Source organism: Synechococcus sp. RC10B2, assembly GCF_047502635.1.
This window is the reverse complement of record NZ_JANSHO010000053.1, coordinates 25,349-44,623: the sequence shown is the minus strand read 5'-3', so window position 1 is coordinate 44,623 and position 19,275 is coordinate 25,349. Positions and strand designations below refer to the sequence as shown.

Below are 19,275 nucleotides of genomic sequence, written 5' to 3'. Positions count from 1 at the left end.
CTACTTAGGGTTGTCTGAAGCGCATCTCGCATGGTATAGTATAGTGTAGTGCAATAGTGTGGTTGCGGGTCTGCGCTGGGAGGCACGGTAGGTCGTTCGAACGGGCGGCGCGCCGACACACGCTACGGAGGCGAAGAGGGATGAGTCTACTGCAAACGGCGGATGTGGAGCGTATCCTCGCGGAACTCAGCCGCAAGCGACCCGTGTTCCATTCGGAGGGCGATTTTCAGTTTGCACTGGCGTTCAAAATGCAGCAGAAGCGCCCTCACCTCAGGCTTCGATTAGAAACGCCTGTAATCTCTAAGGGTAGACCCCGTGTGGACATACTCGCGTCTTGCGAAGGTTGTGTCCTTTTTCTGGAACTCAAGTACCTACCCCGCTCGCTGCATGCGCAGGTACAAATCGCTGAAGGAGAGCACGAAACTTACGACCTTTGCGACCAGGCGCGTGAGTGGGGACGGTATGACTTTCTCAAAGACATCACGCGAATAGAAACTTGGGTAGCAGAATGCACGCAACACTGTCCTGAAGCAGTGGGCTATGCGATTCTACTTACGAATGACCAGAACTACTGGAATAAACTCAACGATGAAAACGCAAAGGACTACGCTTTCCAGCTTCACGACAACAGAACTATTGCTGGCGGTGAAGTGCTTACTTGGGGTGAACGAGCGACGGCAAGCGATGTTAAGGGTCGTAAGCATCCAATTGTTCTTCGCTGGGGCTACAGATTTCAATGGCGCGATTACTCCGAACTCGCACCTCCGTTGGCAAAGCCCCTTAGGGGAAGCAGGATCGATCATGGGAAGTTCCGCTACCTATTGGTGCGCGTGCCGCCGAGTGGGTAGCGAACCTTCAGGACTGCCTGAGTCCTCAGCTGGCGCGCGCAGTGCAGGTGTCCATCCAAGACGGAGAACTGCTTTGCGGGTTAGCCAGTTCCTCTATCGTCCACCTCGACAACGATGGCTTCTCCTACTCGCAGCGCTGCAAGTTTTGCTTCTATCAAGGGAACGGCTCGAGCCAGAGTTGCCAGTCGGTTGTTAGGCGCACGAATCACGACAACCGACAGAGAGTATCGCGATAAGTCGTGCTGCTCAGGTAAGCGTTTATCCACAGTGATAAGAACATCGAACGCCTGCGACGCAAGTTGCAACAGCTCGCTGTTGCGCACTCCTTGCCAGCCCATCTCGTGAACGGCGCGTACCTCGTATTCGGGGCTGAAGTATCGCTTCAGCCGCCAGTCCACGCACTCATCCAGCAAGAGACGCCTCATCCGTCAAGCCCGTGAGGTACTGGGCGACCCATTGCAGTACGCCGACCGCCTGCTCGCGGCGCACGGTGGGGAACCCCTGTAGGAACTCCTCCAGCGAATCGCCCGCCGCTAAGTATTCGAACAGCAGCGCCACAGGCACGCGCGTATCGCGAAAGCACAGCGCGCCGCTCACCCTATCAGGGTCAACCCAAGTCAGCTCGCGAAGGGACTGAGAGCATGCTATTTTTGACATTGCGCCCTGATTCTACCCTGTGGAGCGGTCTACTGCCGCGTTGGGAGTTGTCGGGGCAGCGTCGCTTCTGGCGGGAAGTTCGGCTACCTGCTGGTGCGCGTGCCGCCGAGGGAGTAGGATAGCGCACGCCCAAAAGCTGCTCTTTGAGGTACATTATGCCTGCGGAGGCGGAGAGGGATGGAACAACTACAGCAATTGGCGGAACTGATACGACAGCGGAATCGAATCGACGACGCGATTGCTGACCTCATCGGGCGACCTGCCGAGAAAGGGCACATCAGCGAATATATCGCAGCGATAATCTTCGACATCGAACTGTGCAGCTCCAAAACGAACCCCGGCGCGGACGGCTACTTCCGAAGCGGCGCTTTGGCGGGGCGGTCGGTGGAGATTAAGTATCTCGCGCTGGATGAGGGCGGGCTGCTTTACACCAGCACGCCTCCCAAATACCTCGCCGACTTCTATCTTGTGCTGACAGGACCCCGCGCGTCTGCTGCGTCGTCGAAGGGCAGAAAGCGTCCTTTCGTGATTGACTATGTGTACCTTTTTGACCAGTCCACAATCGTGCAATCGCCTGACCCGCCACGCGCGTCGTGGAACGCTGCAGAAATTTACCCCCAGCCGAGAAATCCGCTTCTGACCCTCACAGAACAGCAGCGCGAGATGCTTCGGTTGTTTGGCAGTCAACAATAGGTAGCTCTTTTTCGGAGGATTTTTTTGGCGCGTTATTCAACACTGGCGCGTACCTCTTCGGGCGTTGAGGGGCGATGCCCAGCCGCCTCCAGCCGCGTGTGAATCGCTCCAAAGTCGCGAGCATCAGCGGCAAGGAACCTCGGGTGGTCGGCTCTTGTGCCAGAACCTCCACCTCTGACCCATCGGGCAGCGGTAGTGGCTGGCGAAACTGCACGGTGTCGGGCGAGACCAACACGCCGCGCACTCTCAGCCGTCTCATCGTCCCGCATAATACCCGCTAAAGTGGGATAGCAATCAGTGCGTGCGTCCCTAATGCAATCCACTTGGGGTTGTCTGAAGTGCATCTCGCATGGTACAATGTGGTATAATATGGTCGCGGGTCCGCGCTGGGAGCCACTGTAGGTCGTCCGAACGGGCGGCAGCCGCGTAACGCGGTGGGATCCTACAGCCCGGGACCCGCGATGATTGTTTTTGTCTCTTCAGGCAGCTGATGCTGGGCGTCGTTAGGAAAAAGTTTTACACCATGCCCTATCAACCTATGGTTATGACGATAAGCGCGTGGGATAATGAGGCGTAAGTATGCCGTCTCTACCATTCCGTATCGGTTCGGCTCCACACTGTAAAAATAACTGCTGGCTACGGCGTCAGCTAACTGAAGCCCCATAGCTTTGCCCGAAGATTGCACCAAGATATCTTCCAGAATTGCGCTCTGCTCTATAACTATCTCTTTGGCTGTGTCATCGTACCATACACGATGAAAATATTCGTTCACTGCCGATTGCTTTAGCCCTCCTCTGTTCGAGAGGACCAGCTTCAGTTTCGGAAGCACTTGGTTGTTTCCTGACTGGGCGTAGCAATAGCGGGCTACTCTCTCCACAAGGAAACGAAGAAGATAGTTATACAAGCGGTCTTGTATCTGTGAACGCAGACTGGGCTTGTGGCACAGGACGCTAACTGTGCCAATCTCTTCAATCTGACCTATCTTCATAGAGAAGAATTTGCGGTCGTCATGCTTCAGGTCTCGGAAGTGAAGAGGTTTTTTGTGAGGTATCCTGTGCTGCTCATGCCGTTCGCGATTGATGGCATCACGCGCTTCTTCGATAAGCTGGCGCGACTTTTGTTGCGATTGTGGTTCGTTCGGAACAACCACAGCACTAAGAACAAACCATTTCGGGCTGCCCTTCTCAAACTTCATACCTTCGTCGCCAGATTCGTCAACATATGCGATGAAGCGTCTGCTACACATACCGTATATTGTACCCTATTGGGCTCAGGTATTTACAGGTGGGTAGGTAATGGTCTCGCTATCAAGGCAGATGCGTTTCTGCACGCTCTGGCATCTCCTTCTTCCGACAGGCGCGTTCTGCCTCGATGCGTTCCAGAACTTCTTTGGGCGTTGGGGGGAGATGCCCTGATGCCTCCAAATGCGCGTGCATAGCCTTCGTCTCCACAGGCTCGAAGGTGTAGTAGTAGATTTTGCGTCCGTCGGGTTTGGTCTCGACGCGCTTGTGCATGCGGTATTTCATCGGCGCGCCTCCACCGCTTGCCATGCGAGCGCGGCTCCGCCCAGAATGCCTGCGTCTTCAATCCGCTCGGCGGGCACGACGCGGCAGTCTTCCAGCAGGGTCGGCAGCGCGTAGTCGCGCACGGCGGCGTGAATCGCCTCAAACAGCGGCGCGCCCGCTTTGGCAATCTGCCCGCCGATGGCGACGATTTCGGGGTTGAACACGCTAATCAGGTTCGCCACCGCAATCCCCAGGTAGTAGCCCACCTCGCGCCAGATGGCGAGCGCGGTCGGGTCGCCCTGCGCGGCGGCTTCGCTGACCAGCGCGGGGGTGATTTTGGCGGGGTCGCCCTCCGTGAGGCGGTTCAGCAGGCTGTTGGGGTTGCGCCGCGCCTGTTCGCGCGCGAGTTCGACAATCGCGTCGCGTCGGGCGTATGCCTCGATGCAGCCCCGTGCGCCGCATCCGCAGCGCGATCCCGCGAAGTTGATGATGGTGTGCCCCAGTTCGCCCGCGCCGCCGCTGAGACCCACCAGCAGCACGCCGCCGTCCCAGTGCGCGTTGCCCTGCACCTGATGGCGGGTCAGCACCACGCCGCCGCCGATGCCTGTGCCGAGCGTGAGCATCACCAGCCCGCGCGCCATCCCGCGCCCGACGCCGTAGTAGTATTCGCCCAGCGCGGCAAGGTTCGCGTCGTTGCCCATCACAATGGGTAGGTTCAGCCGCGCCTGCACAGCGTCCCCCAGCGGCACATCGCGCCACACCTCGAACACCTCGCCGCGCATTTCGCCAAAGTTCGGCGCCCAGCGCACCACCCCACGCGTCGCGTCGATGTGTCCAGGCACTGCCATGCCAATCATCGCGGGGCTGACGCCTGCCGTCGCAATCGCCTCGCGGATGGCAAGCGTAATCTGCTCCAGCGTGATTGCGAAGCCTTCCTGTGCGCGGGAGGGGTACTGCACAGGCGGGGCGAGCAGCGTCCCGTCGCGCCCGACCACCGCCGCACGCACATTCGTCCCGCCCAAGTCCACGCCCACAACTGCCGTCGCCATCGGCGGGGAGTATACCTCACCGCATCAGCAGCAGCGTGCTGAGTGGCAGGGCGACGATGCGCGGGTCAGGAATTTCCACGCCGTCCTGCAGCGTGATAAGTAGCCCAAACGGCGCATTGTTGGCGGTCTTTTCCAGAAACGCGCGCAGCCCAAGCGTGTCGCGGTGCGGGTCGATCCGCTGGCGGTACTTCACCTCAATCGGGATGCGGTAGTCGCCGACGGTTAGCACGAAGTCCACCTCTGGCTCCACGCCGCGTTCGGGGTACCAGTTGAGGTTCAGGTTCGGGATACCGCTGAGGAAAAAGCCGACGATGCTCTCGGCGAGGTGTCCTGCAAGCGAAGCTTGGTCGGGCTGCTCGCGCAGCGCGTTGGGGGTGAAAGGCACGATTTCACGCAGCCAACTCGCGCGTAGGCTGTGGTCGCACAGGCACACCTTCGGCTGCGACTTGCGCCGCTTGAGCCGTATCTCCAACGGCTCAATCAGGCGAATCAGCAGGCTGTCGTTGAGAAAGCGCAGGTAGGCAAGTGCGCGCTGCCAGCCGATGTTCGCCTGCGTCGTCTCCTGAAGTTCGCGCAGGTAGTGCGTTGGACTGGGGGCTTGACCCGCGTAGCGACACGCCAGACGGAAGAGCATCTCCAGCAGCACGGGGTCGCGCCTGCGCCCGCGCTCGCCTACGCGCAAGTCGTGCTGCAGCACGCGCCGAATAATCGTCTCGTTCAGGTGTTCGGCGAGCATCTCCCAGTCGGGCAGCGGCTGGGCGTAAGCGAAGGGGTAGCCCCCGCGCTCGGCGTACACCTCGAACGCTTGATCGCGTGCGGGCGCATGCTGCTGACCCGCCTCGCGCAACTCCCGCCAAAACGCCTGTTGCCGCAGCGCGTCCAGCCCGTTTTCAGGCGCAAGCGACGGAATCGCGCCTATCCCTGTCAACTCGGCAATCTCCCGCAGCAGCAGTGGTCCCAACTCTACTGTCGTGATGCGCCCTGCGAGGCTCTCGCGCCCATACTCAATCCGCAGCGCGGAGCTGCCTGTCAGCAGCACGCGCACGGCGTGATGATCCACCAACGCTTTCACCTGCGCCGACCAGTCGGGCAGGTTCTGCACCTCGTCCAGAAAGATGTAGACAGGCTCGCCGCGTTGCGCCCACTCGTTGAAACTGCCCTGCAGCACGCGCGACTGGAACCAGCGGCACAGCGTCAGAATCGGCTGTTGAAATCCCTTCAGCGTTGGGAGTTCGTCGAATTGCACCCGGAACAGCCGTTGCGGGGCGACGCCTTCACCCAGCAACTGCTCGATAATCTGCAGCTGTAGCGTTGTTTTGCCGACCTGCCGCGCCCCGCGTAGCGCAACAACAGGCGCAAGGGGACTCTGCAACCGCTTCAGCACGGTGGGGAACAGCCAACGCCGATAGCGTGGCAGCGGGCGCATTGGCTGACCGTGCCACCACGGGTTGGCGTCCCACACAAACTGCTCCAACTCTGCGGGCAGCACAACGCCAAACAGCGTGTCTTCACCTGAAGTGTGGGATTTCACACATAAAAGAATACCCACCCACGACAGTGTGGGCGGGCGGTTCAGAGGTACGATGATGCGAACGGTTAACCCTTCACCTGCTCTGCCAAGCGTTGCGCCTCGTTCACATCGACCTGCACGCCAGGACCCATCGTGCTGGAGAGGGTGATTTTCTGCAGGTAGCGTCCTTTGGAGGTCGCGGGCTTCGCCTTCAGCAAGGCGTTCAGCGCGACCAGCATGTTCTCCAGCAGTTGTTCCTCGCTGAAGGAGGCGCGCCCGATGGGCATATGCACGATGCCTGCCTTGTCGACGCGGTACTCCACGCGCGAGGCTTGCTTGATCTCCTGCACCACTTTGGCGGGGTTGGGCGAGACCGTGCCCGACTTGGGGTTGGGCATGCGCGCTTTCAGCACGCCACCGATACGGCTGATGATGGGCATCATGTCTTGCCCCGCGACGATGAGGTCGAAGTTCTTCCAGCCCTTCCAGCCCTTCTGCACCTGTTCGACGATGTCCTCTGCGCCGACCATATCCGCGCCCGCTTCGCGCGCGGCGTCCGCCTGCTCGCCCTTGGCGAACACGAGCACTTTTTGCTTTTTGCCCGTGCCGTGCGGCAGGTTCACCACGCCGCGCACCATCTGGTCGCTCTTGCGCGGGTCGACGCCCAAGTTCACCGCCATATCGACCGCCTCATCGAACTTGGCGGTGGCGGTCTGCTTCACCTTGCGAATCGCCTCAATCGGCGAGTAGGTCTGCTGTCCGTTGCCAAGCGCCTTGACCGCTTGCATGTAGCGTTCGCTGTGGCGCTGCTTCTTCTTGATTGTGCGTCCTCTCATAGTTGCCTCCTGTGGTCGTAGCGGAGCGATTGCCCCTGCCACTGGGTTGCGTTAGTCGACGATTTCGACGCCCATCGAGCGCGCGGTGCCCGCGATGATGCGCATCGCCGCTTCGATATCGTTGGCGTTCAGGTCGGGCATCTTGCGCTCGGCGATTTCGCGCAGTTGCTGGCGCGTGATTCTGCCGACCTTGTTGCGCAAGGGGTTCGCCGAGCCTGACGGGATGCCCGCGGCTTGCTTGATCAAGTCCGACGCCAGCGGCTGCTTCACGATGAAGGTGAAGGTGCGGTCTTTGTAGACCGTGATCTCCACAGGCAGCGTGGAGCCTTTCATGCTGGCGGTGCGCTCGTTGAACGCCTTCACAAACTCCATAATGTTGACCCCTGCCTGACCGAGCGCGGGTCCCACAGGGGGCGCGGGCGTCGCCGCACCCGCAGGCAGGTTCAACTTCACCACATTAATTACCTCTTTCGCCATAGATACGCCTCCTAACTGATTTTCTCTACCTGGTCGACTTCCAGTTCCACAGGCGTCTCGCGCCCGAAGATGTTAATCAGAATCTTGACCTTACTGCGTTCGGCGTCGACGCTTTCCACTTTGCCGTTGAAGTCGGCGAACGCGCCTTCGATCACGCGCACGGTGTCGCCGGGCGAGAAGGCGATGCGCGGGCGCTCCTTGCTCTCCAGAATGGAGCGCTTGATCTCCTCCACCTCTTCGGGGGATAGAGGCACCGGCTTGCCGCCCGATTCGACGAAGCCCGTGACGCCCGGCGTCGTGCGCACCAGCGTCCAAGTCTCGTCGTCTAAAGTCATCTCGACCAGCACATAGCCAGGAAACACCCGACGCGTGATGGTCTGCTTTTTGCCGCCTTTGGTGCGCACCTCCTGCTCGGTCGGGATGAGCACCTGAAAGATGCGGTCGCTTAGCCCCTTCGCCGCCGCGCGCTTTTCGATGGCGAACTTCACCTTGTTTTCGTGTCCTACCAGCGTGCGCACGACATACCACGCTGTTCGCGCCATGCCTATCATCGTTGCTTCCCTCAACGCCCAATTGTGTCGACCCACGCCTCGATGCGTTGCGTCACATAGGTCAGCGCAGTGTCCCAAACCGCGAACCAGATAGCGACCACCAGCACGAAGCCGATGACCACCAGCATCATCTGTGTCGTCTCTTCGGGCGTGGGCTTGGTAACGCGGCGCAACTCTGCCACGATGTCGTGGAACCAGTTGCGCAGCCGCGCGACCAGACCAGGGCGTTCCGTTTGCGTTTTCGTCGATGCCATCGGTTATTGCCTCTCCGTCAGCGTCGGGAGTTAAGTATACCCGACTACGCGCCGAATTTTTCCTGCACGCCCATCAGTTGCGTCAGGATGGGGATGAGGTCGCCCCCGCGCAGGCGTCCGAGTGCGCCGCGCGCGCAGGCGTACTCGTGGAAGCGCAGCACCTCGTCGCCGCGCAGGTCAGGTCCGTGCAATAACACAGGCACAGGGTCGCCCGAATGGTCGCCCACCGAGCATGGCGTCGAGTGGTCGCCCGTGAAGACCAGATAAAACGGCTCGCGATAGCCCTCCAGCAGCCGCGCGACCAAGCCGTCAATTCGCTCAATCACCTGCGTTTTGAGGTGCGGGTTGCGGTCGTGCCCGCACAGGTCGGGCGCCTTCACATTGCACAGCACGAAGTCGTACTGCTGCAGGGCGCGGGCGAGCGTATCGGCGATACTGGCGTAGTTGGTGTCGACGCCGCCGGTTGCGCCTGGCGCGTCGAGCGTGTCCATCCCGACGAACCGCGCGATGCCGCGAATCAGCCCCGTCTCCACCACCGCAACGGCGGTCATGCCGTGTTTTTGGGGGAACGGCTCCAGGTGCGGCGCAACGCCTGCCCCGCGCGGCAGGATGATGTTCGCGGGGGGCAGCCCCTGCTCCCGACGCGCGCGGTTCACAGGGTGGTCGTTCAGCCGCTCATAACTCAGGCGCACGAAGGCGTTCACCACCTGCGCCGTGCGCACAGCGGCGGGGTCGTCGGGGTCTAACGGGCGCGCCTCGTGAATCGGTTCGCCCTCCGCGTGCGGGTCAACATCGGTGATTCGGTGGCTCAGCCCCTCGCCGCGCAGCACCAGCGCGCCCCGATGCGCCACCGACTCCTTGAAAAAGCACTGCACACCCTCGATTTCGACGCCGTTTACGGCTTCTGCCAGTTCGCGCGTGCCCTCCGTAATGCGCCCCGCACGACGGTCAATCACGCGCATCTCGGCGTCCACTGTGCTGAAGTTGCAGCGCAGCGCGACATCGCCCCCGCGCACCTCCATGCCAATTCCCAGCGCCTCAAACGGTCCGCGCCCCTGATACACCCGATACGGGTCGTAGCCCAGAATCGCCAAGTGCGCTGTGTCGGAGCCAGCGCGAATGCCCGGCGCAATCGGGTCCATCAGTCCGCACTCGCCCTCGCGCGCCAGCCGATCCAAAGTCGGCGTCGCCGCGTACTCCAACGGCGTCTTGCTGCCCATCTCAGGCACAGGACGGTCGCCCAGACCGTCCGCAATCAACAGCAGTCCCTTGTATAACGCACGCGCCATAGCACTCGCAAGTATACCTATATGCCAAGCAGCAAGTCCACCAGAAACTCACGCGCGGGCAACAGAATAAAGCGCAACGGGTTCGGCAAGCCAATCAGCGGCAGAATCAGAATCGAGCCGAACAGAATTATCGGTCCGTACACCATCTGAAAGCCCCAGTAGCGGCGGTCGTAAATGTCGGGAAACACCCCCGACAGCACCTTTGAGCCGTCCAGCGGATGCAGCGGAATCATGTTGAAAATCGCCAGCCCGATGTTCGCCAGCACCATCGAGAGCGTGAAGTCAACAAACACACTGTCAGGCAGCCGTTCGCCCGACGCCAGCATCAGGCGCAGGGGAATAGCGAAAATCACCGCCAGGATGATGTTCGACAGCGGTCCCCAAAAAGCGCACAGCACCCAGTCGCGGCGCGGGCTGCGAAAATAGCCCGGGTTGACGGGCACGGGCTTGCCCCAGCCGATGCCGTAGCCCGAAAACGCCATGAATATAATCAGAATCGTGCCCAGCGGGTCTAAGTGCGCAATCGGGTTCAGCGTCACGCGCCCTTGACTGCGCGGCGTCGGGTCGCCCGCCCAGTCGGCGTATTTGGCGTGCGCGTACTCGTGTACCGCCAAACTGAGCAGAATCGCCAGTATCCAGATGACCGCACTGATGAGCGTCTCCAAGTCGAACATCGGGCGGGAGTATACCCTGCGAGGTATACTTATCGCGCCTATGACCTTTCAGGAGTTGCTGTTTCGGCTGGAGCAGTTTTGGGCGGACTACGGGTGCTTGATTGTGCAGCCGTACGATGTGGAGGTAGGCGCGGGTACGATGGCGCCCGCCACGACGCTGCGCGCGCTGGGACCTGAGCCGTGGTATGTGGCGTATGTGCAGCCCAGCCGTCGACCCGCCGACGGACGCTACGCCCGCAATCCGATGCGCCTGCAGCACTACTATCAGTATCAGGTCATCCTCAAGCCGTCGCCCGACGATGTGGTCGATGTCTACTTGGAGAGCCTGCGCGCGATTGGAATCGACCCGAGCGAACACGACATCCGCTTCGTGGAGGACGACTGGGAAGCCCCCACGCTCGGCGCGTCGGGCGTCGGTTGGGAAGTGTGGCTCAACGGCACAGAGATCACCCAGTTCACCTACTTCCAGCAGGTCGGCGGTATCGAGTGCGACCCCGTGTGCGCCGAAATCACCTACGGTCCCGAACGGCTCGCGATGCTCTTGCAAAAGAAAAACAGCGTCTGGGAACTGGAGTGGAGCCGCGGCATCTCCTACGCCGATGTGGACTACCAAGCCGAACTGGAGCATAACTACTACAACTTCGAGCATGCCGACACCGAGATGCTCTTCAAACTGTTCGAGATGTACGAGGCGGAGAGCGCACGGATTGCCGAACTGGGCTATGTGCATCCCGCGTTTGACCTCGCACTGAAGTGTTCGCATATCTTCAATCTGCTCGATGCGCGGGGCAGTATCTCGGTCACGGAGCGGGCGAGTTATATTCAGCGCATTCGCGCCCTCTCACGGGCGTGCTGTCTCAAGCACCTCGAAAAGCGCGAGGCGGAGGGCTTCCCGCTGCTGCAAAAAGAGTGGCGCGTCGGACTGAAGGGGAAGTAGGCATCCCCCGAATCGAGGTATAATAGCCTTGTGAACGGAGAGACGCTTATGCGACGCATCGGATTTGGTCTGTGCAGCGCGCTGCCGCTGTGAACAGCGACCGCCTCGTGGACGATGCCGACCTGCAGGAACGGTTGAAAGCGGATGGAGGGGTCGGAACTTCGAGGTTCCGACCCCCATTGGTATCGAAATTGGGCTATAATAGGGTAGGTGAGCGCACGATGGAGCCGTATTGTGAGTATTTATCGGCAGACGAATTGGTGTTGCGGGCGCAGCAGGGGGACGAGCGCGCGGCGGAACAGGTGCTGACGCTGTTCCGTCCGCTAGCGCAGAGCGTGGCGGGACGGTTCTTTGTGCCCAGTTATGAGCCTGAAGATATGTGCCAAATTGCGCTGATGGGGCTGTGGCGCGCGGTGCTGTGTTTTGACCCGCAGCGCAAGGCGGGCTTCGCGGCGTTCGCGCGGGTGTGCATTCGACGGCAGATTCTCTCGGAACTGAAGCGGGCGCAACGGTGGGCAGTGCCTGCAGTCAGCCTGTCGGACGAAGCGGATGGACAAGCGTGGCTGGAGCAGTTGCCTGACCCGCGCCAGAACCTCTACGAGCAGCTCAGCGAGCGCGAGACGGCGCAACGGCAGCGGGAGTTCCTCACGACGCAGCTCAGCCCGCTGGAGACGCAGGTGGTCGCCTTGTACCAGCAGCAGCTGACCTATCGCGAGATTGCCGAGCGGCTGGGCTGCTCGCCGAAAGCGGTGGACAACGCGCTGGCGCGCATCAAGCGCAAGGCGCGTCGGCGCAGCCGCGAGTGTCGCTGAACCGAGCCTATCCCCGAACCGCCCACACGACGCGCATCGCGCCTGTGTAGTCGCGCTCAATGCGGGGCTGGGCGAAGCCCCACACAGGCAGCTGCTCGGCTAATAGCGGCGCAAGGCGCGGGCTGGTCTCAAACGCGAGCAAGCCGCCTGAACGCAACGCCCAACGCGCGCCCTGTGCAATCCGACGATACGGGCGCATCGGGTCGTCCGCAGGAACCAGCAGCGCGCCTTTTGGCTCGTAGCGCGTGATTTCGGGCTGAAGCGCGTCCCACTCGTCGGGCAGCACATACGGCGGGTTGCTGAGCACCGCGTCCACCGCGCCTGTGCGTAGCCCGCGCAGCCAGTCGCCTTGCACCAACATCAGGCGCGACTGTAGCCCCAGCGCGCGGCGGTTCGCCTGCGCCAAGCGCAGCGCACGCCGACTGCGGTCAGTCCCAAGCCCACGCCAGTGCGGGGCGTGCGTCAGGCACGCCAGCGCAACGGCGCCCGTGCCTGTGCCTGCATCTACGAGGATTGGTGAGCAAGAGACCCCCCCCTTCAGGTTCCCCCTGCGGGCAGGGGGAACCGAGTCGGGTCGGTTCCCCTCGCGAAGCGGGGGGAACCTTACGGAGGGGGGTAGGCTACCTGCCCACCCCAGAAACACCTCCACCAGCAGTTCCGTTTCGGGTCGGGGGATGAGCGCGCCGCGCCCGACGATAAGCTCCAGCCCGTAGAACCACGCGCGGCGCGTGAGGTACGCCAGCGGCTCGCGCGCGGCGCGACGGCGCGCCCAACACTCCAGTCGCTGCACCTGCCGCGCCGACAAACGCGCGTCGGGGTGGGCGATTAGCCGCGCACGCTCCCAGCCCAAGCACGCTGCAATCAACGCCTGCGCCTCCCGAAGCGGCTCGGATAGCCCCGCCGCCTGCAACCGCGCCCCTACCCGTGCAATCGCCTCGCGAACGGTCATCGGCGCGGTATAATACCTCCGCTTCGGCAAACGAGTTCGCGGCGGCTGAATGTACGGGAAGTCGGTGCAAATCCGACGCTGACGCGCAGCGGTGACTGGGGACGAACGCGACGATATGCCACTGGCTTCGGCTGGGAAGGCGTCGCCAGTAGAACGATCCAGAAGCCCGAAGACCGGTTCAGCCGTGTCTCGCTCGTTTCGCCTCGCGGGTTGGGCGAAAGAGCGCGCGTAAGCACTCGCCTGCGGCTGGACGCCTCCAGCGGCGGGCGCTGCTACGCAAGCCTTCGTCCCGACCACAGAGCGCAACGCCTATGTGGAGGGATGAACCGATGCGATACACACACCAAACGCGCCGCAACAGCGGCTTCACGCTGATTGAACTGCTGGTCGTGATTGCGATCATCGCCATTCTGGCGGCGATCTTGTTCCCCGTGTTTGCTCAGGCGCGCGAAAAAGCGCGTCAGACCTCGTGTTTGAGCAACCTGCGCCAAATCGGAACCGCAGGCTTGATGTACGCCCAAGACTACGACGAGCGGCTGTTCCCCATCGCCTACGACGACTGGTCGCACTACTGGTGGGGCTATGTGGATCGCCAGAACCAGCGACTGGACACGCAGCGCAGTTTCCTGTATCCGTACATGCGCAACGCGGAGATTCAGGCGTGTCCCTCGTTCCGCGAGAGTCGCGCCTACCAGTACGGGTTGCTGGGCTATGGCTACAACTATGTGTACCTCAGCCCGATGCAGCCGCCGACCTACACGCCGATAGCGGTCGCGCTGGCGCAAATCAATAGCCCTGCCGAGACCGCATGGCTGGCAGATTCGGCGCAGTGGCGCACTTGGGGCGCAGGCGCGCCCGCCTTCGAGGGCACAGGCTTCCTCGAACCGCCCTCCTACAACAATCCGACCTTCCACGGGCGGCACAACAGCATGGGGAATGTGCTGTGGTGCGATGGACACGCGAAGGCGTTCAAGCCCGTCCTGCGCACGGAGGCGACCTACGAACCGCACCGTCGCTATAATCTGGGCAACATCGATCGCGACGGCAACCCCCAGACCGACGAGCTGATGGACTTGGAGTAGGGCAGCGTCTACTTGTGGAGTGCGGACGCCAGCGCAATCGCCTGCTCGATGGGGCTCAGCATGACCTGTCCCTTGTCGGGCAGGCGATTGGCTTCACTCAGCACGACGACCCCTGCGCGTCGAGCGTGCGCTTCGGGCAGCAGCGTCTGCAGCCGTTCCGCCTCGTCGGGCAGCAGGGCGACCTCGAAGGCGTCGCGGGTGCGCCAGAGCGCGAGAATCGCCAACGGCGCGCCATACGCCGCCAGCCCGATTGCGCCGATTTGCCCCTCCTGACGCGCCAGTTCCAACGCCTCCAGCGCACCGCTCAGTTGCATTTCGTTTGGCGTCTCGTGCAGGCTTAGGAAGTAGTAGTCGATGTGCGTGCGTCCGACGGCGCAGAGCGTCTCGATGATGTGCGACTGCAGGAGGTTCGCCGCGATGCGGGCGTCGGGGGCGTGCAGCAGCAGGTTCGTCGGCGTCGCGACAGCGATTTGGAGCCGATTCGCCCGCTCGCGCAGGAACCGCCCCCATAGGGCGGGCGCAGGCGAGATGTCGAGCGTCTCAATCGGCGAGGCGAGCAGCGCGTCCATCAAGCGTTCGGCGCGCGCCTCCGCCGAGCCGTCGCCCGTGAGATGCCCCCGCGCCCACACGGGGAACACATACCGATTCGTGCGTCCCAACAACACTTGGCTCATGGTTGGATTCGCGCCAGTGCCTGAGTGTACCCTGCGTAGGCGAGCGGTTGTGCAGGGTCGTAGTCGCCGCCGAGCGTCTGCAGCAGTTGCAGGGCGCGTTCCCGCCAGCGCGTATCGCCAGAGGCTTCGGCGTACTCGTACATCGCCAGCGCGAGCAGCGCGTTGTCGGCGGGCAGGTCAGCGTCGTCGCTGCCGACGCGCACAGGCACGACCTTGAAGTTGCCCCACTGCTTGCTCTGCGAGGCGTCGTAGAAGCCGCCTGTCGGGTCGGCGTAGTCGCGCCAGACGCGCTGCAGCAGTTGCTCGGCGAGTTGCAACGCGCGCGGGTTGGGTTGCAGGCGATGCACGCGGACGGCGGCGCGGGCGACCAGCGCGAGGTCAGGCATCCAGTCGCTGTTTGTGCGCGTCGCGCTGCGGTACAGGTCGCCGCGCAGGGTGCGCATCGCGCGCAGCGTCTCCAGCACGCGCGGGGCGGTCTGACGCGCCCAGTGCGCCTGCGGGTCGAGCGTCCCGAAGGTCTCAGCGTAGTCGGCCAGCGCGAGGATGGCATAGGCGTTCGCGTCCGCGAACAGCGTCGGGTCGGTTTGGGGCAGCCCTTTGCCCTGCGCGATGGCGATGCGCAGTTTCGGCGGGGCGAGCGCGGCAACAAAGCCCGCAGGTCGCTCGCGATAGAACTGCGTGCGCAGCCCGTCCGCCAGTTCGTGCGCAACGCTGCCAAGTTCGGGGTCAAGGCGCGCGGCGCGGCTATAGAGGCTTAGCAGGCGGGCATGCTCAATCAGACGCGCCCCGCCCGTCGGCTTGCCTTCAGGGTCAATCCCGTCGCGGAGCGCAGCGACGGTCTTGCGCTCGGCGTCCCAGTAGGGGCTGTCGCGCAGGGCGCGTAGTCGGGCAAACAGCGTCTCCTGCGCTGTGATGTCGCCGCGCTCCGCCAGCGCCAGCAGCGTCTCCAAGTGGGCAAGGTGGAACTGTGGCGGCGTATCGGTCGGCTCGGTCGGCAGCTGGGGCAGCGCGGTCAGGAACGCTTCCGTCGCGTCCGAAACGGTCGCCGCGCGCGCCGAACGCGCCCAGCGGGCGTCCCATGCCTTACCGAGCTGCTCCGCCATCTGCTGCACCTGCGCAGGGCGCGTGCGGTACATCTGGCTCAGCTCCTCCAAGTGGCGCATCAGCTCGGCGCGGGTGTCGGGCGCAACGGCGCGGATCGGCTTGCCGTCGGGCGTGAACCACGCGACGATGGGATAGCGGTCGGGCGCGCCCATCAGCTGCGCCAACTGCCGCAAGTATCGCGCCCGCTTGGGCATCGCGTCCGCGTCAATCTTGACGGCGACGAACTCGCGGTTAATCAAGTCCGCCACGCCCGAATCGGAGAACGCCTCGCTGCCCAACCGCTGGCATCGCCCTGACCAGTACGCGCCCAGCTCCATCAGCACCAAGCGGTCGCGCTGCTGAGCGCGTCGGAAGGCATCCTCGCTGCACGGCAGCCAGTTTACCAGTTGGTACTGCCCGCTGCGCAGGTAGGTTTCGGAGCAGTTTTGGAGGGCGTTCGGGTGCTGCGCGCGCTCCAGCCCGCGCAGATTGATGCCCAGCCACGCCAGCAGCACCATCAGCATGCACACGCCGCTGAGAACCGCGAAGCGCGGCGCGTACCGCTCTACCGTCGCGCGATACTCAGGCGTTAGCCCGCTCACAGCCGTAGTATACCGTCAGTGGTCGTGCCCACAGCGAATGGTGACTTGCACAGGCTGTTCGTCAACAGGCGGCGGCGCAACGCGCGTGCGCCCGATAAAGTAGTTGCAGTACGCGGTCTTCACAGTGTTCAGGTCGCTCGGCGTGATTTGCAGGGGCACATTCGACACGAAGTTCGGGTACATCATATCGTCGGGGTTCTGGCTGTGTCCGCCGATGCCAATCGCGTGTCCGAACTCGTGCGCAGCGACGCTGCGGATGTCGATCGGATTGTTGCCCTGCACGCCGATTTCCACCTTCGCGCTAATCAATCGCCCGCTGCTGGGATAGTAGGTATAGGTCGTCAGCCCGTTGCGCGTGTTGTGTTTGAACACGACCCGTATCTGCGCACCGTCGGGCGCGTTGACCTCGCGGTAGCGCACTACACCGCCCGTCGCCTCCACCCACTGGTCGAAGCCCTGCCGCGCGAGCGTGCGGTAGTAGTCTGAGTAGTTCGCGTCGCGCTCGAAGTAGACCGTCACAGGGAACCGCTCCCAATACAGCAGTCGCTCCAGCAGCGGCACATAGTTGGGCGTGAAGGTATCCGCCGAGCAGACGCGCTGCTCGCCCGAAGTTGCGCCGCCGCCCCCGCACCCTGCAAGCGACGACACACCCAACGCAACGACCACCCCAAGCATCAGCCTTCGATTCATAGTCACTCTCCGCTTTTCGCTTGGGCGTTTCGGGTTTTACGAGGCAACGACCTCCTCCTGCAGGTTTCCCCCTGCGGGCAGGGGGAAACCTACCCATCGGCTCGCGCCCCGCATGGTATAATTTACCCCGATTTTGGAGGCGATAACCGATGAAGACAGGCATCCACCCGAAATATGTCGTCGCGACGGTGCGCTGCGCGTGCGGCAACAGCTTTGAGACGCTCTCCACCAAAGAGGAGATTCGCGTCGAGGTGTGCGCGGCGTGCCATCCCGTGTTCACGGGCGAGGGCAGCAGCCGCCGCGTGGTCGACACCGAAGGGCGCGTGGAGCGCTTCAAGCGCAAGTACCAAAACTACGGCAACCGCTAATGAGCGCACAACGACCCGCGTACTGGCGTTATGGGGGGCAGGCGGTCATCGAGGGCGTGATGATGCGCAGCCCCCGCTATTTCGCCGTCGCCTGCCGCAAGCCCGACGGCGGGATGATTGTGCATGCCGAACCCATCGAGAAGACCCTCCTCGGCAAGTTGCAGTTCCTGAACCGCCCGCTGCTGCGCGGGATTTTTATGCTCATCGACTCGCTCGCGCTGGGCATCAAGTCGCTTCACTTCTCCAGCCAGGTACAGATTCAGCACGACCCCGACATCAAGCCGATGTCCAAGCCCGTGCAGGATATTGCAATTGGCACGTCCGCGCTGGGCGGGTTCGCTATCGGGATGTTTCTGTTTTTCGTGTTGCCGACGCTGCTGACCGATTGGCTCGCGCGCGAGGGCTGGGGCGCCATCGCACGCAACATGGTCGACGGCGGGCTGCGAATCGCGATTTTCCTGCTCTATGTGGGGCTGATTGGGCTGATGCCCGACATTCGGCGCGTGTTTCAGTATCACGGCGCGGAGCATAAAGCCATCAACGCGCTGGAGGAGGAGGGCGTCGTGTCGGTGGAGGCGGCGCGCCGTCAAACGCGCCTGCACCCGCGCTGCGGCACCAGCTTCGTGCTGCTGGTGCTAATTCTGAGCATCTTCGTGTTCGCGTTTCTGGGGCGACCGCCTGCGTATATTCGGATTCCGATGCATCTCGCGCTGCTGCCCGTGATTGCCAGCGTCACCTACGAGATTATTCGGCTGGCGGGGATGTTCAAAAGCGGCTTTCTGGCGCGGGTGCTGCTGGCGCCGGGGCTGTGGACGCAGTACCTAACCACGCGCGAGCCGACCGACGACCAAATCGAAGTCGCCGTCGCTGCCCTGCAGAAAGTGCGCGCGCTGGAAGAGGGTACACTAACGGCGGAGGAACCCGCCGATGAACCCACCGAAGCCGCGAGTGCTGGTTAGCTTTATTGGGAAGGGGCAATCAGGCGGCTCGTCCAGCGGCTACAGGACAACGCAGTATACCTTCCCAGACGGGTGGCAAAGCCCGCCAATCTCGGTCTTTGGGCTTGCACTGCTGACCTACTACGAAGCGCACCTGCGTAGATCCATTGATAAGTGGCTGGTGCTGGGCAGCCCGCAGTCGAACTGGGACGCGCTGCTGGAAGCAGTTCCCGAAGACCAACGGGACAGCGCCCTGAATCAGGTTTACGAAAAAATTCGCGACGCCGTGAAAGCGGAGGAGCAATCACCCTGCGCCACGGGCATCGGGCAACTGACCCAGCCGCTGCTGGATGAGTGGGGCGACGCGCTCTCGGAGCGTTTGCGCCCGATGGTGGTCAAGTGCCAGCTGGTGGGCTGGTGCGAAGCGCCGACCTCGCAGCTGCAGATGTGGCGCGTACTGAGCCAAGAGGTTCTCGAAGGCAGTGAGCTGGTGCTGGACACCACGCACGGCTTCCGCCACCAGCCGATGTTGCTCGCGCCGATGGTGGTGCTGCTGGGCATGCTGAAAAACCTCTCAGGCGTCGAACTCTACTACGGCGCGTTGGACATGGATAAGCGCGTGCTAAAGTTAGACCTGTTCCCTGAGCTGCTGGAATACATCCAAATACGACGGGCGTTCTCAAGACTCTTCGCAGTGTGCGCAACACGATTGTCCACGCAAGCCAGCCGCCTGACGGGGCAACACAAAAGGCGTTAGAGTCGGATGAGGAGCTTCAAGCGTTCTACAAGAAAGCGAG

Annotated in this window: 25 protein-coding genes and 1 riboswitch; of the genes, 9 read left to right on the top strand and 16 right to left on the bottom strand. The window is 62.5% G+C overall.

Features of this window, described 5'->3' with window-relative positions; genetic code table 11:
- Positions 1 to 140 precede the first annotated feature (140 nt).
- Positions 141 to 848 carry a hypothetical protein gene (locus NW855_RS06660; RefSeq protein WP_414508579.1) on the top strand — a complete coding sequence of 236 codons (708 nt, stop codon included), beginning with the start codon at positions 141 to 143 and terminating at the stop codon, positions 846 to 848.
- 80 nt (positions 849 to 928) lie between these two features.
- Here NW855_RS06660 and NW855_RS06655 read toward each other — a convergent pair whose 3' ends face one another.
- Both NW855_RS06655 and NW855_RS06650 read right to left on the bottom strand, forming a co-directional pair.
- Complete coding sequence (locus NW855_RS06655) at positions 929 to 1,246, bottom strand: hypothetical protein (protein WP_414508578.1); 318 nt, start codon at positions 1,244 to 1,246, stop codon at positions 929 to 931.
- A 4-nt stretch (positions 1,247 to 1,250) separates the two neighbouring features.
- Positions 1,251 to 1,505 carry a DUF433 domain-containing protein gene (locus NW855_RS06650; RefSeq protein WP_414508577.1) on the bottom strand — a complete coding sequence of 85 codons (255 nt, stop codon included), beginning with the start codon at positions 1,503 to 1,505 and terminating at the stop codon, positions 1,251 to 1,253.
- Positions 1,506 to 1,682: 177 nt separating this feature from the next.
- Between NW855_RS06650 and NW855_RS06645 the strand changes: the two genes are divergently transcribed.
- Complete coding sequence (locus NW855_RS06645) at positions 1,683 to 2,198, top strand: hypothetical protein (protein WP_414508576.1); 516 nt, start codon at positions 1,683 to 1,685, stop codon at positions 2,196 to 2,198.
- 74 nt (positions 2,199 to 2,272) lie between these two features.
- On the top strand, positions 2,273 to 2,479 hold the full coding sequence (locus NW855_RS06640) for a hypothetical protein (protein ID WP_414508575.1): 207 nt from the start codon (positions 2,273 to 2,275) through the stop codon (positions 2,477 to 2,479).
- Between the two features lie 161 nt (positions 2,480 to 2,640).
- Here NW855_RS06640 and NW855_RS06635 read toward each other — a convergent pair whose 3' ends face one another.
- The 10 genes from NW855_RS06635 to NW855_RS06590 all read right to left on the bottom strand — a co-directional run bounded on the left by NW855_RS06635 (position 2,641) and on the right by NW855_RS06590 (position 10,343).
- Positions 2,641 to 3,444, bottom strand: coding sequence for a DUF3800 domain-containing protein (locus NW855_RS06635; protein ID WP_414508574.1), 804 nt, complete (start codon positions 3,442 to 3,444; stop codon positions 2,641 to 2,643).
- A gap of 61 nt (positions 3,445 to 3,505) precedes the next feature.
- Positions 3,506 to 3,724 (bottom strand): hypothetical protein, encoded by a 219-nt coding sequence (locus tag NW855_RS06630; protein WP_414508573.1) that lies wholly within the window; start codon positions 3,722 to 3,724, stop codon positions 3,506 to 3,508.
- Positions 3,721 to 4,752 (bottom strand): ROK family protein, encoded by a 1,032-nt coding sequence (locus tag NW855_RS06625; RefSeq protein ID WP_414508572.1) that lies wholly within the window; start codon positions 4,750 to 4,752, stop codon positions 3,721 to 3,723. Before NW855_RS06625 ends, NW855_RS06630 begins: the two co-directional genes overlap by 4 nt.
- A gap of 16 nt (positions 4,753 to 4,768) precedes the next feature.
- Positions 4,769 to 6,283 (bottom strand): ATP-binding protein, encoded by a 1,515-nt coding sequence (locus NW855_RS06620; RefSeq protein WP_414508571.1) that lies wholly within the window; start codon positions 6,281 to 6,283, stop codon positions 4,769 to 4,771.
- Between the two features lie 65 nt (positions 6,284 to 6,348).
- Positions 6,349 to 7,098 (bottom strand): 50S ribosomal protein L1, encoded by a 750-nt coding sequence (rplA, locus tag NW855_RS06615; protein WP_414508570.1) that lies wholly within the window; start codon positions 7,096 to 7,098, stop codon positions 6,349 to 6,351.
- 51 nt (positions 7,099 to 7,149) lie between these two features.
- Positions 7,150 to 7,575, bottom strand: coding sequence for a 50S ribosomal protein L11 (rplK, locus tag NW855_RS06610; protein ID WP_414508569.1), 426 nt, complete (start codon positions 7,573 to 7,575; stop codon positions 7,150 to 7,152).
- Positions 7,576 to 7,586: 11 nt separating this feature from the next.
- The gene (gene nusG, locus NW855_RS06605; RefSeq protein ID WP_414508568.1) at positions 7,587 to 8,117 is read right to left on the bottom strand and encodes a transcription termination/antitermination protein NusG; all 531 of its coding nucleotides are present in this window, start codon (positions 8,115 to 8,117) and stop codon (positions 7,587 to 7,589) included.
- 20 nt (positions 8,118 to 8,137) lie between these two features.
- Complete coding sequence (gene secE, locus NW855_RS06600) at positions 8,138 to 8,380, bottom strand: preprotein translocase subunit SecE (protein ID WP_414508567.1); 243 nt, start codon at positions 8,378 to 8,380, stop codon at positions 8,138 to 8,140.
- A 44-nt stretch (positions 8,381 to 8,424) separates the two neighbouring features.
- The gene (locus tag NW855_RS06595) at positions 8,425 to 9,669 is read right to left on the bottom strand and encodes a 2,3-bisphosphoglycerate-independent phosphoglycerate mutase (protein ID WP_414508566.1); all 1,245 of its coding nucleotides are present in this window, start codon (positions 9,667 to 9,669) and stop codon (positions 8,425 to 8,427) included.
- Positions 9,670 to 9,686: 17 nt separating this feature from the next.
- Positions 9,687 to 10,343 (bottom strand): site-2 protease family protein, encoded by a 657-nt coding sequence (locus NW855_RS06590; protein ID WP_414508565.1) that lies wholly within the window; start codon positions 10,341 to 10,343, stop codon positions 9,687 to 9,689.
- Between the two features lie 40 nt (positions 10,344 to 10,383).
- Between NW855_RS06590 and glyQ the strand changes: the two genes are divergently transcribed.
- Together glyQ and NW855_RS06580 are read left to right on the top strand one after the other, a co-directional pair.
- A complete protein-coding gene (glyQ, locus tag NW855_RS06585) occupies positions 10,384 to 11,280 on the top strand; it encodes a glycine--tRNA ligase subunit alpha (RefSeq protein ID WP_414508625.1) in 897 nt (298 codons plus the stop codon).
- Positions 11,281 to 11,501: 221 nt separating this feature from the next.
- Complete coding sequence (locus tag NW855_RS06580) at positions 11,502 to 12,092, top strand: sigma-70 family RNA polymerase sigma factor (protein ID WP_414508564.1); 591 nt, start codon at positions 11,502 to 11,504, stop codon at positions 12,090 to 12,092.
- Between the two features lie 7 nt (positions 12,093 to 12,099).
- Here the strand turns inward: NW855_RS06580 and prmC are convergent, their stop codons facing one another.
- Entirely contained in the window at positions 12,100 to 13,041 is a 942-nt protein-coding gene (gene prmC / locus NW855_RS06575) for a peptide chain release factor N(5)-glutamine methyltransferase (protein WP_414508563.1), read from the bottom strand.
- 15 nt (positions 13,042 to 13,056) lie between these two features.
- Positions 13,057 to 13,238: riboswitch (cobalamin riboswitch) on the top strand.
- A gap of 132 nt (positions 13,239 to 13,370) precedes the next feature.
- Here prmC and NW855_RS06570 point away from each other — a divergent pair.
- Positions 13,371 to 14,123 (top strand): prepilin-type N-terminal cleavage/methylation domain-containing protein, encoded by a 753-nt coding sequence (locus NW855_RS06570; protein ID WP_414508562.1) that lies wholly within the window; start codon positions 13,371 to 13,373, stop codon positions 14,121 to 14,123.
- Positions 14,124 to 14,131: 8 nt separating this feature from the next.
- Here NW855_RS06570 and NW855_RS06565 read toward each other — a convergent pair whose 3' ends face one another.
- The 3 genes from NW855_RS06565 to NW855_RS06555 form a co-directional block, all read right to left on the bottom strand.
- The gene (locus NW855_RS06565) at positions 14,132 to 14,797 is read right to left on the bottom strand and encodes a hypothetical protein (RefSeq protein ID WP_414508561.1); all 666 of its coding nucleotides are present in this window, start codon (positions 14,795 to 14,797) and stop codon (positions 14,132 to 14,134) included.
- Positions 14,794 to 16,404 carry a DUF255 domain-containing protein gene (locus NW855_RS06560; RefSeq protein ID WP_414508560.1) on the bottom strand — a complete coding sequence of 537 codons (1,611 nt, stop codon included), beginning with the start codon at positions 16,402 to 16,404 and terminating at the stop codon, positions 14,794 to 14,796. Before NW855_RS06560 ends, NW855_RS06565 begins: the two co-directional genes overlap by 4 nt.
- Positions 16,405 to 16,497: 93 nt before the next feature.
- A complete protein-coding gene (locus NW855_RS06555) occupies positions 16,498 to 17,130 on the bottom strand; it encodes a matrixin family metalloprotease (RefSeq protein ID WP_414508559.1) in 633 nt (210 codons plus the stop codon).
- A gap of 191 nt (positions 17,131 to 17,321) precedes the next feature.
- Here NW855_RS06555 and rpmE point away from each other — a divergent pair, with 191 nt between their 5' ends.
- The 3 genes from rpmE to csx2 are packed head-to-tail and all read left to right on the top strand — an operon-like array spanning position 17,322 to position 19,235.
- Entirely contained in the window at positions 17,322 to 17,540 is a 219-nt protein-coding gene (gene rpmE, locus NW855_RS06550; protein WP_414508558.1) for a 50S ribosomal protein L31, read from the top strand.
- Positions 17,540 to 18,499: a DUF1385 domain-containing protein gene (locus tag NW855_RS06545; protein WP_414508557.1), complete on the top strand. Its 960-nt coding sequence runs from the start codon at positions 17,540 to 17,542 to the stop codon at positions 18,497 to 18,499. Before rpmE ends, NW855_RS06545 begins: the two co-directional genes overlap by 1 nt.
- Positions 18,468 to 19,235 (top strand): TIGR02221 family CRISPR-associated protein, encoded by a 768-nt coding sequence (gene csx2 / locus NW855_RS06540; RefSeq protein WP_414508556.1) that lies wholly within the window; start codon positions 18,468 to 18,470, stop codon positions 19,233 to 19,235. The genes NW855_RS06545 and csx2 overlap by 32 nt, the downstream gene beginning before the upstream one ends.
- Positions 19,236 to 19,275 lie beyond the last annotated feature (40 nt).